Annotated in this window: 10 protein-coding genes; 6 read left to right on the top strand and 4 right to left on the bottom strand. The window is 62.4% G+C overall.

The window, feature by feature from the left end; all coding sequences use genetic code 11:
• Nucleotides 1-2267: S8 family serine peptidase (locus LLH00_12945; GenBank protein MCE5272177.1), on the bottom strand; the 2267-nt coding region annotated here is incomplete at its 3' end.
• A gap of 771 nt (nt 2268-3038) precedes the next feature.
• On the opposite strand from LLH00_12945, the gene LLH00_12940 reads away from it, so the two are divergent.
• A complete protein-coding gene (locus tag LLH00_12940; GenBank protein MCE5272176.1) occupies nt 3039-3929 on the top strand; it encodes a sugar phosphate isomerase/epimerase in 891 nt (296 codons plus the stop codon).
• 192 nt (nt 3930-4121) lie between these two features.
• On the opposite strand, the gene LLH00_12935 is transcribed toward LLH00_12940, so the two are convergent.
• The 3 genes from LLH00_12935 to LLH00_12925 form a co-directional block, all read right to left on the bottom strand.
• Entirely contained in the window at nt 4122-6992 is a 2871-nt protein-coding gene (locus tag LLH00_12935; protein MCE5272175.1) for an EAL domain-containing protein, read from the bottom strand.
• A 363-nt stretch (nt 6993-7355) separates the two neighbouring features.
• Nucleotides 7356-8396, bottom strand: a complete 1041-nt coding sequence (locus LLH00_12930; protein ID MCE5272174.1) for a peptidylprolyl isomerase — start codon at nt 8394-8396, stop codon at nt 7356-7358.
• A gap of 23 nt (nt 8397-8419) precedes the next feature.
• Nucleotides 8420-9022 carry an ATP-dependent Clp protease proteolytic subunit gene (locus LLH00_12925; protein MCE5272173.1) on the bottom strand — a complete coding sequence of 201 codons (603 nt, stop codon included), beginning with the start codon at nt 9020-9022 and terminating at the stop codon, nt 8420-8422.
• Nucleotides 9023-9262: 240 nt separating this feature from the next.
• Here LLH00_12925 and bioB point away from each other — a divergent pair, with 240 nt between their 5' ends.
• The 5 genes from bioB to LLH00_12900 all read left to right on the top strand — a co-directional run bounded on the left by bioB (nt 9263) and on the right by LLH00_12900 (nt 15453).
• Nucleotides 9263-10273, top strand: coding sequence for a biotin synthase BioB (gene bioB / locus LLH00_12920; protein ID MCE5272172.1), 1011 nt, complete (start codon nt 9263-9265; stop codon nt 10271-10273).
• A complete protein-coding gene (gene bioA / locus LLH00_12915; protein ID MCE5272171.1) occupies nt 10242-11615 on the top strand; it encodes an adenosylmethionine--8-amino-7-oxononanoate transaminase in 1374 nt (457 codons plus the stop codon). The genes bioB and bioA overlap by 32 nt, the downstream gene beginning before the upstream one ends.
• A 47-nt stretch (nt 11616-11662) precedes the next feature.
• Nucleotides 11663-13120, top strand: coding sequence for a putative glycoside hydrolase (locus LLH00_12910; protein MCE5272170.1), 1458 nt, complete (start codon nt 11663-11665; stop codon nt 13118-13120).
• Between the two features lie 251 nt (nt 13121-13371).
• Nucleotides 13372-13749 (top strand): response regulator, encoded by a 378-nt coding sequence (locus LLH00_12905; protein MCE5272169.1) that lies wholly within the window; start codon nt 13372-13374, stop codon nt 13747-13749.
• Between the two features lie 9 nt (nt 13750-13758).
• A complete protein-coding gene (locus tag LLH00_12900) occupies nt 13759-15453 on the top strand; it encodes a FapA family protein (protein ID MCE5272168.1) in 1695 nt (564 codons plus the stop codon).
• Nucleotides 15454-15465 lie beyond the last annotated feature (12 nt).

The raw sequence follows: 15465 nt of genomic DNA, 5'->3' as shown, positions 1-15465 counted from the left end.
TCGGCCTCGTAGGGGTTGTAGACCGTGTATTCGAGGACCGCGAACTTATTGTCCGGGCTGTTGCGCCAGACCAGGCTGGTCTGCTTGATTTTCACCCCGATGGCGTTGAGGCCGCCGCGGTTTTTCTCCTGGATGTAGCCGATACCCACCTGGTCGGCGCGAGGCGTGCCCTCGATGAGCTGGAGCGGCCCGCCGGGCGCTGGGGCGAAATCATCGTCCGAGATGCCGTCGGATACGCGCAGCGAGCTGGTGCCGATCACCAGCGCCCCGCGGTAGAGCATCGTGTAGGGGGCGTCGTGCGGATAGCGCAGAGGCGCCCCGGCCGCCGAGAGCCCGATGTTGCCCCCGAACTGGCCGTAGTTGGTGAACCCGAAGCTGAACGTGCCGTTGTCGTGGACCGCCACGCCCTCCACGGCCGGGGCCACGGTCAGGCTGACCTGAACGGTCTGGAGAAGCGAGCCATCTGCATAGAGGTCCAGGTAGAACACCACCTGGCCGCCCGAGGCCGCCGCGGGCAGGATACTGAACCGGAACGGGTCATCGCTGTTGGTGGTCCCGCCCAGGGTGGGGATATCGCCGTAGAGCGCGGTGCTGTCCTGGAGAATTATACCATCGCTCGAGGTGCGCAGATGGCCTGTCACACCGACCGCCGGACTGCCGGAGTTGTAAACCGGCACGCGCAGGTCGATCTGCTCGCCCTGCTCCAGGTAGCCGTTGCCGTTGCCGGCGCGGCTGTCATCCGCCTCCACCCGCTTGGTGAACAGGACCGGGTGGTCTGGAATGGAAAGGAGGGAGAAAATGCTGTCCGGGTTGATCACCCCGTAGCCCGCGGCGTAGTCAGGGCCGGGCAGTGCGGCGTCCGTGGCGGTTTCGATTATCAGGTTCTTGATCTGGTCCGGGGTCAGGGTCGGGTCGGCCTGTTTCATCAGGGCGATTATCCCGGCGACATAGGGGGCCGAGAAACTGGTGCCGCTCTGGAACACGACGATCTCGCTGCGCTCGTAGGCCACGAGAGTGGGGACTTTGTAGCCCGGAGCGCAGATGTTGGGCTTGATACTGACCGAGTCGCAGGCCGAGGGGCCGCGGCTGGAGAACGAGGCCACCCGTCCGGTCGAGTCGACCGCGCCGATGGCGAAGGCGTTGACCGGGCTCAGCGCGCGGCTGGCCGGGGAGCCGATGGTCCAGGGGTCGGGCCCGTCGTTGCCGGCAGAGAACACCAGCACGCTGCCGGCGGCCTCGATCCGGTCGATCAGGAGCCACAGTTTCTGCTGGCAGATATCCTCGTTGAACTCGCCGGAGGTGCCCCAGGAGTTGTTGATCACGTCCGGGACATCCACCACTGTCTCCGGGTTGCCGTCCGGGTCCAGGGCCCACTGGAACCCGGCGATGAGGTAGCTGTCCTTGGTGGTCGGGCCGTTGCTTTCGTTCAGATGCTTGTTGTCGAACACCTTGGCCCCGATCCACTGTGCGTCGTAAGCCACTCCCAGGCTGCGCTCGCCGGCCACGATGATTCCCAGGACGCCGGTGCCGTGGCTGGGCGCGGCGTTGTCGTCATCGAACGGGAACGAGCTGCCCTCCACCGGGTCGAACCAGCTCTCCTCGACCGTGCCGCCGTTGTTGCCGCGCCACTTGGGGGCCAGCAGCGGGTGCTTGCCGTCGATACCCTCGTCGATCACGCAGACCAGCACACCCTTGCCGGTCAGGCCGCGCTGCCAGAGCTTGTCCAGGCCCAGCGAGCGGATCGGGTAGGAGTACTTGCGCAGGGAATCGGGGTTGGGAAGATACATCGGCCGGGCGCCGTGCTCCACAGTGTCCCGGCGCACGTAGACATGGTCGTGGGTCATCCACTCCACCTCGTCGCGGCCCGAGAGCGCGGCCAGGAATGACACCTTGGCGGTAACAGCGATGCAGTTGAGGACCCAGAACGGCTTGTAGGTGGTTACATCCCCGCCGGCCATGCCCTGGCGCAGCAGTTCGATCAGTGGGGCCTGTGTTTCCTTGGCCGAGGCCAGCATCGCGCCAACCACCTCGCTGTGGCGTTTTTTCTTGTCCGCCGCGGCCAGGGTCAGACGGTGGCTCAGGCCGGCCAGGTCGAGGTCCTCGTGCAGGTAGACAATCACCGGGATCAGGTCATCCGCGGCACGGTAGGTCAGGTCCTGGTGCAGGGGCTCGGTCATGCGCGCAGCCACGGGCTGGAACGCGCACAGCCGCGCCTGGCCCGACAGGCAGGCCAGCATAACTGTGAACAGCAGGAGCGGTTTTCGCACTTTGGTGTTACTCCGCGGGTTTCAGATTTATTACTTTGAGGGCGTAAGATAACAGGCCCAAATGCAAAAAGCAAGCCAGGAAACCGGCAGTCTCTTATGAACGGGAGCCTTGAATTGTGTGATTGCAGGGGCGCACCCGCGAGTGAGCCCGGGCGGACACATGGGTCCGCCCCTACGACACCGCCTGCATACCAGGAGACTAAACCCGCTTGCGGCTGTCAGGCCGCCGCAGTTCAGTCTTTGGGGGCCGCCGGTGGATTGGACAAGTCCCAATCGGCTGTAGGGGCACGGCGTGCCGTGCCCGGAAAGCTTTTTTGTCCTCTTGGTTTCGGCCAAGAGAACCAGAAGCCATTGGGGGGCCGTAAACTCGCGCGGACTTTGCCACTTTCCTCAGCTCCGGTGTGCACGAGGCATTGTCACGCTGCCATCTGTGCCGGGCGGCGCTGTCGCTGATCGCCCGCCGGACCTTGGTGCTGTTGCAGAGTCGGGTGTGCGGGGGGCAATTACTCCGCTTGTCCGATGCAGCTCAGACAGAACGGCCCCCGGGCGGCCCGCCGGGCCGCGGTGGAGAAGTGCTATCGAGTGAGAAGTACCATTGTGATACGAGCTTGGAAGCGCCAGTTCTCCTTTTGAACGACGATGCTGTCTATTCTGTGTGCGCGCCGATTTGGGTTGACCCGGGCCCCCGGGCGGTGCTATCATTTCCTCCATCCGAGCCGCATACCCTCTTCATTTATCTTTAACTCACTTCAATTCTTACCCGGAGATACGATGAGCCTCGACCGTCGCAGTTTCCTCAAGTCCGGCACCGCCGCAGCCGCCTCCCTGGCCGCGTTCGGCTCGCTGACAAGCCTGGCCGCGCAGGGCGCCACGGAGAAGAAATTCAAGATTTCCCTGGCCGCCTGGAGCCTGGTGCGCGATTACCAGAAAACCTGGGTCAACCTCGACCTGCCGCGTATCGTGCGCGAGGAGTTCGACCTGGACGGCCTCGAATTCGTCAACAGCTTCTTCGAGCTGCCCACCTACAAGTACCTGCAGGACCTGAAGAAACGGCTGGGCGATTACGGAGTCACCCCGGTGCTGATCATGTGCGACGATGACGGGGATTTCTCGCACATCGACCCCAAGGAGCGCCACCAGGCCGTGATCCAGCACCGCAAGTGGATCGACATCGCCCACTACCTGGGCTGCCACGGCATCCGCGGCAACGCCCGCACCAACACCCCGGGCACGGATGAGGAGAAGGTCAAGCGCGCGGCCGAGAGCTACCACGAGCTCTGCCTGTACGCCGACCAGGCCGGGATGAACGTGATGGTCGAAAACCACGGCTCCTTCTCCTCGATCCCCGAGTGCATGGTCGCGCTGGTCAAGCAGGTGGACCACCCGCGCTTCGGGCTGCTCCCGGACTACGGCAATTTCGAGAAGGGGACCGACCCCTACAAGGCGCTTCAGATGGTGATGCCCTACGCCAAGGGCGTGAGCGTCAAATGCATGGATTTCCTACCGGATGGCACCCATCCGGCCTACGACCTCGACCGTCTGGTCAAGATCAGCCTGGACAGCGGCTACCACGGGTTCTTCGGCATCGAGTACAGCGGCGAGCCCGCCCCGCACGAGGGTGTGCTGGCCTGCAAGAAGCTGCTGCAGAAATACCAGGCGTGAACAAGCGGACAGGCTGTCCTCCGATTCGCGCAAGCCGATGTAGGGGCGGCCCCGTGTGGCCGCCCGGGCGCACACATGGGTGCGCCCCTACAGGTTAACAACCGGATTAGATCGGATTCTGATCCATGACAAAGGGGCACGCTCGAAAGCGTGCCCCTTTCCGTTACCGCGTGTCCTGCCGAGACGGCCTGTTCATCGCGCCTGGGCGTCTTTTTCCCTGAGATAGGCGAAGAATTTCTCCGGCGGCATCGGCCGTCCGAACAGGAACCCCTGCACCTCATCACAGCCGCTCTTGACCAGGAAATCGAGCTGTCCGGGAGTCTCCACCCCCTCGGCGGTCACTCTCATCCGCAGCCCCTTGGCCATATTGATGATGGTCCGCACGATACAGGCGTCATCCGGGTCCTGCTCCAGGTCCATCACGAAGGAGCGGTCCACCTTGAGCTCGTCGATGGGAAGGCGTTTCAGACGGTTGAGCGAGGAATAGCCCGTGCCGAAATCATCGACCGCGAGGCTGACCCCCAGCTCCGACAGCTCAACCAGCAGGTTGTTGGTCCGCTCCACGTCCTCGAACAGGGTGCTCTCGGTGATCTCCACCACCAGGCGCGTGGGCGGGAAAGAGGTCCTTGCGAGGATGTCCTTGATCTTCTCCAGGATTTTTTTCTGGCTGAACTGGCGGGGGGACAGGTTCACCCCCAGGCGCAGGTCGGGGTAGCCCGCCGCGGCCAGTTTCATGGTCTCCTGGCAGGCCAGCTCGATCACCCGCTCACCCAGAGGCAGGATCAAGCCGGTTTCCTCGGCCAGGGAGATGTAGTTTTCCGGTCCGATCACCTGCCCGTCCGGCTTGACCCAGCGCGAGAGTGCCTCCATGCCTCCGACCTTCCCGCTGGCGGCGTTCAGGCGCGGCTGGAAATAGACCCGCAGCTCATCCTGATCCAGGGCCCGTCGCAGGTTTTCCTCCCGCGAGAGCCTCTGGATCACCTTTTCGTTCATCTCGTTGGTGAAGAGGCGGAAATTGTTCTTGCCCTGTTTCTTGGCCTGGTACATCGCGATGTCGGCGCAGCGGATCAGGTCTTCCGGCTCGGTGCTGTCCTCCGGGAAGAAAGCGATCCCGATACTGGTGGTCACCAGCAGCTCGTGGTCGCTGATCCGGAAAGGCTTCTGGAACTCCTCCAGTATCCTTTCCACGGCCAGCAGGGCGTAGCGCTCATCGGTCAGCTCGGTCATCACCACCAGGAACTCGTCCCCGCTAAGACGCGAGACCGTGTCCTCGCGACGGGTCAGGCGGCGCAGGCGGTCGGCCACGCCCAGCAGGAGCTGGTCGCCGGCCTGGTGCCCCAGGCTGTCGTTGACATGCTTGAAATTGTCCAGGTCGATGAAAATGACCGCCAGTTTCTGACGGGTCCGCTGGGCGTGGGAGATGGCCACGCTCAAGCGGTCCTTGAGCAGGCTGCGGTTGGGCAGGCCGGTCAGGGCGTCGTAATAGGCTTGTATCCGTATCTGCTCTTCCTTGTGCTTGACCTCGGTTATATCGTGGAACACAGCCACGTACTGCACCGGCTTGTCGTGACGGTCGCGGATGGCGCTGATCGAAAGCCATTCGGGATAGGCCTCGCCGCTCTTCCTGCGGTTCCATATCTCACCGGACCAGTAGCCGCTCTGGAGCAGGCTGTTCCACATCCGGCTGAAGAACTCGGCATCGTGGCGGTCGGAGCGCAGAAGGCTCGGGTTACGTCCTGTCACCTCCTCGGACGAGTACCCCGTAATGGTCTGGAAAGAGGCGTTCACCGCCAGGATGTTCGCGGCGGAGTCGGTGATCAGGATTCCCTCCAGCGTGTTCTCGAACACTTTCTCGAACAGCTTCAGTTTCTGCTCGTAGCCCACGCGCTCGGTGATGTCCTGGGCGAACAGCGCCACCATCGTCACCTCACCCTGATCATCCAGGATGGGGGAATAGAAAGTGTCGAAATGGAACCCCTGGCGCTCATCCTGGACCCGCATGCTTTCCCTACGGCTTATCACGCTGTCGAAAATCTTTTGCCGGAACTCGTAAACCGGGGAGGGGAATAAATCGGCCATGCTGCGGCCGACTATCTCCTCCGGCTTGCGGTTCAGGCGGCTGGCGCCGATGTTGTTGACCGCCAGGCACACCGCCCGCGTGTCGAACAGGAACGCCGAGTCCGTGGTGGCGTCGAGCATGGTGCGCGAAAGGTTCTCGCTTTCGCGCAGACGGGTCTCCACCAGAACCCGGTCGCTTATGTCCCGCGAGACCGCGATAATTTCGCGTGTCTTGCCGCTTTTCGGGTCGCGGATGGTCCGGTTCGTGGTCTCGAACCACGCGTAGTGACCGTCCTTGTGCCGGATTCGGTAGCGGATCGTGTAGTGTTCGGATTTGCGGAGAATGTTGGAATGCGCGCGGATGACCGTGTTCAGGTCATCGGGATGGAAATAGTTGTAGATCGAGTCGCCCAGGAGCTCTTCCGGGCAGTAGCCGAGCAGGTTCTCACAGGCCGGCGAAAGGTAGAGGAACACTCCCTCGTCGCTGTGGCGCGAGATCAGGTCGGTGGTGTTCTCGGAGAGCAGGCGGTAGAGGCTTTCTATTTCCCCGGGACTGGTCTTTCTCGCGTCCGGGGCGGCGTCCTCGCGGATAATCCCGCAGACACCGCTTATCAGACCCCCGGCCTCGTACAGACAGAAACACTCCCCCTCCAGTCCGGCCGGCTGTCCCGGCAGCTCCGTCCCGGTCGCCCAGTGGAATCTGCGGCTGCCCTGGTCGAAAAGCTCATGCCAGAATTCAGTCCGCGACCACTCATCCGGAGGGAGCAGGTCTTTCAGGTGCAGCGACTCGACCTCGCCTGCATTCAGGCCGAGCCGGAGCAGCAGCACATCGTTGGCGCGGGCCAGACGGTGGCGCTCGATCGCCGACTCCAGGGCCCGGGCCTTGTTCTTAGCCTGGGCCCAGTTCAGCGGAGGATCGAAAGTGAGCAGGAACACTCCCTCCCGCGACTGGGTCAGGAACAGTTCAAGCAGCCTTTTGTTATTCTCGGGAGAGATCCGGGGCATCTCACGGGCTTGTGCTGAGCCCGGACTATGTTCCGGTCCCTGTATCCTGGGGGTCCTGGTCATGTGCTTTCCGGCCGGAGGAAGGATTCAATCCGATTCTTATCACAGAGAAAAGTACATTTACAATGATTGTAACTCTAAATACCATGCAAGGACAAGGTTCGGCAAAAATTTCGGGGAAAACCGATCAAGGGAGAGCACAAATGGAACTGCAGGGCGGAGTATTTACGGAACGGGGGGGCGGCGTTGCCTGTATGCGATGGCGGCGCTGCGTGACCTGTCAGGACGGCCGCGGGGCCCCGAAGTCAGAATCTATCCGAAAAGTTCCTAAACGGCAAGCCCTTGGAGAGGTAAACCCTTGGTTCATTTCTCCATAAGGCGGATAAAATAGTAGTTGCTGTCTCCGCTTATCAGCTCCGAGATGTCACCCGCGTCCAGTTTCTCTATCTTTTCGGCAATCTGCGGCAGAAGCAGTCTCTTCCGCACTTCGTAGGGCTTGGAATAGCTCACCTCGGCTTCGGAGGTGGAGTTCAGCTCGGCGGCAATTTTTTCGAGCTGCTCACCGGAAAGGGCCTGCCGCCTGGCCTGCTCGGCCACTTTGCGGGCCCGCGCCAGGTCCTCTTGGCTCAGCGGCACCTTGAATTCGATCAGGCGCAGGTAGCAGTTCTGGTCCTTTTTCTTGACCGTCCGGATGACGTGCCAGCCGAAACGGGTCTTGACCGGCTCGTGGACCGCCCCCTCCTCCTGGGTGAAAGCGACGTCCTCGAATTCCCGGACCATGGTGTTGCGCTTGGTCCAGCCGAGGTCGCCGCCATTCTGCGCCGAGCCGGGGTCCTTCGAAAATTCCTTGGCCAGGTCGTAGAAACTCTCGCCGTTCTTTATCCGGCGGTAGAGTTCCCAGGCCTTGTCCTCGGCCTCTTTCCAGGCCTTGTCGCGGCTGACCCAGGCGCGGGTGGTGTCGGGTGCGATCAGGATATGGCTGCTGCGGACCGAAAGGTACTGGCTGGAATCGCGCGCCACGATGAACACCGAGGTCTGGGTGCGGATCACACCGCTCAGCCGGCCATCCGGCAGGACAGCCAGGCTGTCATCGAACTCGGCCGGCATCCAGCCTGGGACCAGGGTGAGCATCCCGCCGTGGGTGGCGCTGGCATGCGAGCTGTAGCGCTTGGCCATGACCGCGAAATCGGCGCCGTTGCGCAGGGAATCCAGCACGGCCGCGGCCAGGCGCGCGGTGAGATCGACCTCATCGAGTCTCGGGGTGGGTTTGATCGTGAGCTGCTCGATCTTGACGCTTTCCAGGTACGGGTTCTTTTCCTTGCCGCCGCAGGCGGCCAGGAGAACACAACCGATAACCGAGACTGCCAGCCCGATATTGATTCTTTCAAACAGTACCTTGCGCACTTTCCTCTCCCGCCCTTGAGCCACTATTTTCCGCTGTTGTCGTTAAAGCCCTCGCCCTGGATCACACGGTCCACCAGACCGTATTCGATGGCCTCCTCGGCGCTCAGGTAGAACACCCGTTCGGTCTCTTTCTCGATCTTCTTCGCTGTCCTGCCCGTATGCTGCGACAGCAGGGTGTTGAACGCCTCGCGCTGACGTTCCACCTCGCGGGCGGCGATCAGCACGTCGACAGCCGGGCCCTCGGCCGCACCGTAGACCTGGTGCAGGACAAACCGGGTGCTGGGCAGGCACATGCGCTTGCCCCTGGTTCCGGCCGACATCAGCAGCGCGGCGCTCGCCCCGGCCATGCCGGTGCAGATCGTGCTGACATCCGGCTTGACGAACTGCATGGTGTCGTACACCGCCAGCGCGTTCGTCATGGAGCCGCCCGGCGAATTTATGTACAGGTTGATGTCGCGGCCCGGATCCTCGGCCTCGAGGAACAGAAGCTGCGCCACGATCAGGTTAGCCAGGTTGTCGTCTATCTCGCTGGACAGAAGGATTATCCTGTCGCGCAGAAGGCGGGAGAAAATGTCGAAAGCCCTTTCTCCCTGGGGCGTTTTTTCGAATACCTGCGGAATAATCATCCAAAACCTCCCTGAACCCGTCATGCTGGTTGTGACCCGCTTTCCGGGCCATAATCCATGAATTTAACCCGCCTGGCCGCGCTAAGTCAATCCTTTTGGACAACAGCGGGCGCGGCGCAATATTTGTTTGCTATTCCAGAGCTGAAATGTATATTCTTCAATGTGTCCGGGAGCCGGGCGCGGCGCGCGGTTCCGGCTCCGGATGGTTTTAGGGCGAAAGTCTGCAAGAAAGGTCGGGGGATGACGGATTCCCTGCAAGATATAAAGGAAGAGCTGGCGGGGCGGGGACGGATCGGGCGGGAGAACGCGTTACGGGTGCTGGGCGACCGCAGTCTGGCGCTGAGCGAGGTCCTGGCCCTGTCAGATGCCGCCCGGCGCAGGCACAGCGGGGCCCGGGTGCGCCTGTGCTCCATTGTCAACGCCCGCAGCGGGGCCTGTGGCGAGGACTGCGCTTTCTGCGCCCAGAGCTCGCACCACGGCGCCGCGGTGGAGCGCTACCCGCTGCTCGGCGCGGACCGTCTGGCCGAGTCGGCGACCCGAGCCTATGCGCGCGGGGCGGGCGAGTTCTCGATCGTGACCAGCGGAGCGGGAGTGAGCCGCGAGGCCGAGCTCGCAGTACTGGAGGCGGCGCTGCGGCGTATCGCAGCCAGTCACGGCGACCGTCAGCGTTGCGCCAGCCTGGGACAGATGGACCGCGAGTCCCTGGCCCGGCTGAAAGTGGCCGGCCTGGATTGTTTCCACCACAACCTCGAGACCAGCCGGGCCTTTTTCGGCCGTATCTGCAGCACCCACAGCCGCGCCGAAAGGGTTCAGATGGTGCGCCTGGCCAAGTCGCTGGGCCTCAGGGTCTGCAGCGGCGGCATCTTCGGCCTGGGCGAGAGCGACACGGACCGGGTGGATTTCGCCCTGGAGCTGGACGAGTTGGGCGTGGATTCGGTGCCGCTCAATTTCCTGCATCCCATCCCCGGCACCCCGCTGGAGGGTGCGGACAACCTGACCCCCGAACTCTGTTTGCGGATAATCGCCATGTTCCGCCTGGTCCTGCCCGAGCGCGACATCGTGATCTGCGGCGGACGGCAACGCAACCTGCGTGACCTTCAGCCCCTGGTTTTCTGGGCCGGGGCGAACGGCCTGCTGATCGGTGACTACCTGACCACCAGCGGCCGCGACAGCAATGACGACCTGCAAATGATCGCCGACCTGGGACTGGAGCCGTACTTTGCCGAACGAAAAGGACCTTCGGGCGCTTGACCGCACCCATATCTGGCACCCTTTCACCGCGATGCGCGCCTGGCAGGAGGAGCAATTCCCGGTCATCGCGCGCGGTGAGGGCTCGTTCCTGTTCGATACCGAGGGCCGCCGCTACCTGGACGGGGTCTCCTCGCTCTGGGTCACCCTGCACGGCCACAACCACCCGCACATAACCCGCGCCATAGCCGAGCAGGCTGCGCGGATCAGCCACAGCACCCTGCTCGGCTTGAGCAGCGAGCCGGTCTGCGCTCTGGCCGAACGCCTGATCGAGGTCACCCCGCAGGGCTTGAGCCGGGTGTTCTTCTCGGACAACGGCTCCACCGCGGTGGAGATCGCGCTCAAGATGGCCTACCAGTACCGCCGCCTCAGCCCCGACCCGGCCGAGCGCGAGCGCACCGGGTTCGTCTCGTTCCGCAACGCCTACCACGGCGACACCCTGGGCGCGGTAAGCGTGGGCGGGATGGACCTGTTTCACGGTGCGTTCCGCGACCTGCTGTTCCCGGTTTTGTTCGCCGAGTACCCATTCTACTACCGTTTCGGGCCGCCGCGCTCACGGGAAAGCTACCTGGCCCACTGCCTGGAGAGCCTGGAGGACCTGGTCCGCGACGGGGCCGAGTATCTGGGCGCGCTGATAATCGAGCCGCTGGTGCAGGGCGCGGGCGGGATGGTGGTGGCCGAGCGGGGGTTCCTGGCCGGGGTGCGCGCGATCTGCGACCGATACGGGCTTCTGCTGATCACGGATGAGGTTGCAACCGGGTTCGGCCGCACCGGGCGGATGTTCGCCTGCGAGCACGAGTCGGTCTCGCCGGACTTGCTCTGCTGCGCCAAGGGCCTCACCGGCGGCTACCTGCCCATGGCCGCCACCCTGGTGAGCGAAAAGATTTACGAGCGTTTCCTGGGCGCCCCTGGCGAGCCGGTCACTTTTTTCCACGGCCACTCGTTTACCGGCAACCAGTTGGGGGCGGCCGCGGCCCTGGCCAGCCTGGAGGTTTTCGAGAACGAGCGGGTGCTGGAGCGCATGCAGCCGAAGATCGATCTTCTGCGCCGCACCCTTCAGCTCGAGGTGGCCACCCTGGAGCATGTGGGCGAGGTGCGCCAGATGGGTTTCATGGTCGGGATCGAGCTGGTCGCCGACCGCGACACGCGCCAAAGCTGGCCCTCCGGGCTGCGCCTGGGCCACCGGGTGGTCCTGGAGGCGCGCCGCCGCGGCCTGATAATCCGTCCCCTTGGGGATATCATCGTCCTGATGCCGCACCTGTCTTTCAGCGAGGATGAGCTCCTGCAGACAGTCCAGATAACCGCCGAATCGATCGAGGCCGCGATTCGCGGCCTCCGGCCATAGACTTCAGGCTTGGTACGAAAGAGAGAATCGAGGGAGGGGCTTTGAGTATGCGCAGAGGGTTACGCCGTGCCGGGATTCTGCCCGGCGCCGCCGGTATCGGGGCGCTGCTGCTGGCTTTTACGGTCCTGCCGCTGCGGGCGCAGGGGCAGGATTCCTCCGCCGCCGCGGCGCGGTATTCCGCAGCCTCTGCCCAGGCGGACAGTCTGGCCGCTCCGCTCCAGGCGCCGGAGGCCCCGTCCCAGACTCAGGACACGCTTGTTCCGGAGGCAGCCGCCGCCGCGGTCTCAGCCGACAGCACGGTTGCTCCCGGCAGCACCGCGGCGCCCGCCGACAGCGCCTCCCGGCCAGTCCCGGACAGCGTGTCCGCCAAAGCCGCCGCCGCCCCGTCCAAGCCCGACAGCGCCGCGCACCGGGAACGTCCGGCGCGCAAGACCCCGCCGCCCCCGCCACCGCCTGTCACCCCGCCCAAGTTCTCGGAAAAGGCCCTGCACTACAACGCCATCTATCTTAATTCCGGGTCCATAGCCAACGACGCCCTTCTGGACAAGTTCATCCAGCGGGTGAAAGGCACCGAGGTCAGTGGTTTTGTCATGGACATGAAGGACGACCGGGGCTATCTTTCTTATCGCAGCCGCCTGCCCCTGGCGGCGCAGATCGGGTCAAACACCCGACGGGTGAGCGACCCGGCGGCCCTGGTGCGCAAGCTGCACGACAACGGCCTTATCGCCTGCGCCCGGGTGGTTTCGTTCAAAGACCCGCTTCTGGCCACTTACGCCGGAGCTGACAGCACCTATCCTTACGCCGTGCTCGATTCGTCCAGCGGGCGGCCCTGGCAGCAGAAAAACGGCGAGCTTTGGGCCAACCCCTACGACCGACGGGTGCACGAGTACCTCACCGGGGTCGTGGACGAACTCCTCTCGTTCGGTTTCGACCAGATCCAGATGGATTACATACGCTTCCCCACCGACGGCGACGTGGGACGGCTGTCGTATCAGGTGGTGCTGGACAGCCTGGAAAAGATCGACGTGATCGGGATGTTCCTGTCCGGGGTGCGCAAGGCGGTGGACAGCCACCGGGCCTCGCTGTCGGTGGACGTGTTCGGTTGGGTGCCCTGGCTGCACAAGAACCGCGATTTCAACATCGGGCAGGATTACGACGAGATCGCCCGTCACGCCGATGTGGTATGCCCGATGCTGTATGACTCGCATTTCCCCAAGGCGTTCAAGTCGGAGTACGGGCGCGACCGCGCCTATCATATCGTGCGCGAGGGCACGGCCAAGGGCGTGGAGCGGCGCGGCAAGCGGCTGACCGGAGTGCAGCCCTACATCCAGGGCTTCAGTTGGCACGCCCCCTACTGGGGCACGCGCTACATCATCCAGCAGATGCAGGCCGCCGAGGACAGCGGGGCCGTGGGCTGGATCGTCTGGAACGCGCGGAACGACTATTCCGAGACTTGGAAAGCCCTGGCCGAGAGACAGGCTCAACGCGCCGGTAGGTCGGAATAATGAAATTTTTTCCAGTCGGCTGGGAAATATGTTCCCTCGGGGCCTGTAATATGCTTGAAAAAAGATTTTTAGGAGTATACATTAAAAACACGTTTTAAGCCGCGAGCCGGTCCACGGCCGGATCAACATGCTGTTATCTGTGGATCTCTTTATAAAGCATGATAATACCCGAAATGTGGCAACCTGGGCGTGGTGGGCCGTCCTGTGTCGCCAGGTCGATGACAAGCCGTTACCGACAGGAGGAGTAGAGAATGGCCGCGCTTAAAATCCTGGTGGTAGATGATTCAGCGACGATGCGAAGGATTATTGTAAACACATTGAAAAGAATAGGTTATGAGGACCTGATCGAGGCGGAGGATGGAGTTGACGCCTATGCCAAGCTGGAAAGCGAGGGCGGCATTAATTTCATCGTCACCGACTGGAACATGCCGAACATGTCTGGTCTGGAATTTGTAAACAAGGTGCGCGAGGGCAGTTTTAAGGAAATCCCCATCCTTATGGTGACCACCCGTTCGATCAAGGAGGACATCATCGAGGCGATGAAAGCCGGGGTGAACAGCTATATCGTGAAGCCTTTTACTCCTCAGACATTGAAAGAAAAAATCGATAAAATTCTCGCCAGCGTCTGAGACCCCTGAATGGATGACAGCATTCTCAAAAGCCAGGAGATCGGGAAGTTCGATCAGCGCCAGGACGGCGTCTACCTCTCGGTTTCTCCCGCCCAGAAGGAAAAGTACTCCTTCGATGATATCCGCAAGGAGATCATCCGTAAGGGAGTAGTCAATGCCGATTTCAACGTTATCCAGAAGATATGGGACGATGCCAGCGGCAAAGCGGTCAAGATAGCCAATTACTTCGAGCGCTACGACACGATCAAGGACAAGTACATCGACGTGTCGATAGCCGACAACCAGATGGAGGCTTACCTCAGTCTGGGAGTGCCGGAAGGGATCGAGGAAATCTCGGTCAACGACGTTCTTTACAAGCTGCTGGAAGTGGGGGTGGAGAAGGGTGTGGATGAGCCGCTCATCGCCCGCCTGATCAAAGCCCGCCAGCCCGTGCACAAGGCCGTGGTCGCCCGCGGCAAGCCCCGTCAGGACGGCCGCGATGCCGAGATCAAGATGCTGATCGACACGGACGAGACCCCCAAGCCGCTGATCATGGATGACGGTTCGGTCGATTTCAAGAACATCAACCTGATAAAAGTGGTGGATAAGGACCAGTTGCTGGCGGTGAAGGCCCCGGCCACCCCCGGCGAGCGCGGCTACACCGTGACCGGCCGCTACCTCGAGCCACGGCCCGGCGAGGATACACCCATGCCGCGCGGCAAGAACACCTGGTCCTCGGAGGACGGGCTCCAGCTTTTCAGCTCGCTGATCGGCAACGTGTACGTGAGCGACGGCATGATGCACGTGGAGAATGTCTACGTGGTCCGGGGCAATGTCGATTTCTCCACCGGCAACATCTCCTATCCCGGCGACGTTGTGATAAACGGCGACGTGAAGGCCGATTTCAGCGTGCACACGGAGGGCAACATCATCGTGCGAGGCACGGTCGAGGCGGCCGAGATTGTCTCCACCGGCGGCAACATCGATGTCAAGAAAGGCATCATCGGCACGCAGAAGGAAAAGAAGGCCAAGATCGTGTCCGAGGGCGCACTGCGGGCCCTGTTCATCCAGGAGTCCGTCATCTCGGCCGGCAAGGACATCGAGGTGGGCAGCTACATCATGAACAGCTCGGTCTACGCCGAGAACGAGGTGCGCGCCCTGCGCGACCGCGGCATGATCGCCGGCAGCAACGTGTTCGCCGGCAGTTGCGTGCGGGCCAAGAATATCGGCTCCATGTCCGACACCAAGACCTCGATCAAGGTCGGCCGGATCGTCAAGGATGAGGTCAACGTGAAGTTCCAGCAGTTGGAGGAGGAGCTGAAAGTCCTGGACGAGGAGGACAAGATGCTCCGCAAGCGCCTGGACTTCCTGGACCTGCTCAAGAAACGGCTGCCGCATTTCCCGGCGGACAAGGAAAAGGAACTGACCGATCTGCTCGACAAACTGAAAAGACTCGAAGAGATAAAGCAGGAAACGTTGCAGGACAAAGAAGACTTCCATAAAAAATTCGTCGACCAGTTCGACAAGGAACGCAAAATATACGTGCTTCAGACCCTCTGGCCCGGGGTGCTGCTCGGGATCAACGATGTCGTGAAAAAGGTGGATGCCCGTCAGCGCCGGGTGATGGCCATGCTGGAGGAAAACCAGATCGAGCTCAAGCGCCTGTCGATAAAAGAGGCTACCGGTGGAATGTCGGACATGGAGGACGAGGAAGACGAGGAGTAGGCCGGCCGCCTG

The organism is bacterium (genome assembly GCA_021372515.1).
GTDB lineage: Bacteria > Gemmatimonadota > Glassbacteria > GWA2-58-10 > GWA2-58-10 > JAJFUG01.
The sequence above is the reverse complement of the archived record's forward strand: the minus strand, read 5'-3'. Positions and strand labels throughout refer to the sequence as shown.

What these genes read in the sequence shown, in the direction of transcription:
- LLH00_12905 (MCE5272169.1), top strand. Translation starts at nt 13,372, where the DNA reads ATGGCCGCGCTTAAAATCCTGGTGGTAGATGATTCAGCGACGATGCGA.
- LLH00_12925 (MCE5272173.1), bottom strand. Translation starts at nt 9,022, where the DNA reads ATGATTATTCCGCAGGTATTCGAAAAAACGCCCCAGGGAGAAAGGGCT.
- LLH00_12910 (MCE5272170.1), top strand. Translation starts at nt 11,663, where the DNA reads ATGCGCAGAGGGTTACGCCGTGCCGGGATTCTGCCCGGCGCCGCCGGT.
- LLH00_12940 (MCE5272176.1), top strand. Translation starts at nt 3,039, where the DNA reads ATGAGCCTCGACCGTCGCAGTTTCCTCAAGTCCGGCACCGCCGCAGCC.
- bioB (MCE5272172.1), top strand. Translation starts at nt 9,263, where the DNA reads ATGACGGATTCCCTGCAAGATATAAAGGAAGAGCTGGCGGGGCGGGGA.
- LLH00_12900 (MCE5272168.1), top strand. Translation starts at nt 13,759, where the DNA reads ATGGATGACAGCATTCTCAAAAGCCAGGAGATCGGGAAGTTCGATCAG.
- LLH00_12935 (MCE5272175.1), bottom strand. Translation starts at nt 6,992, where the DNA reads ATGCCCCGGATCTCTCCCGAGAATAACAAAAGGCTGCTTGAACTGTTC.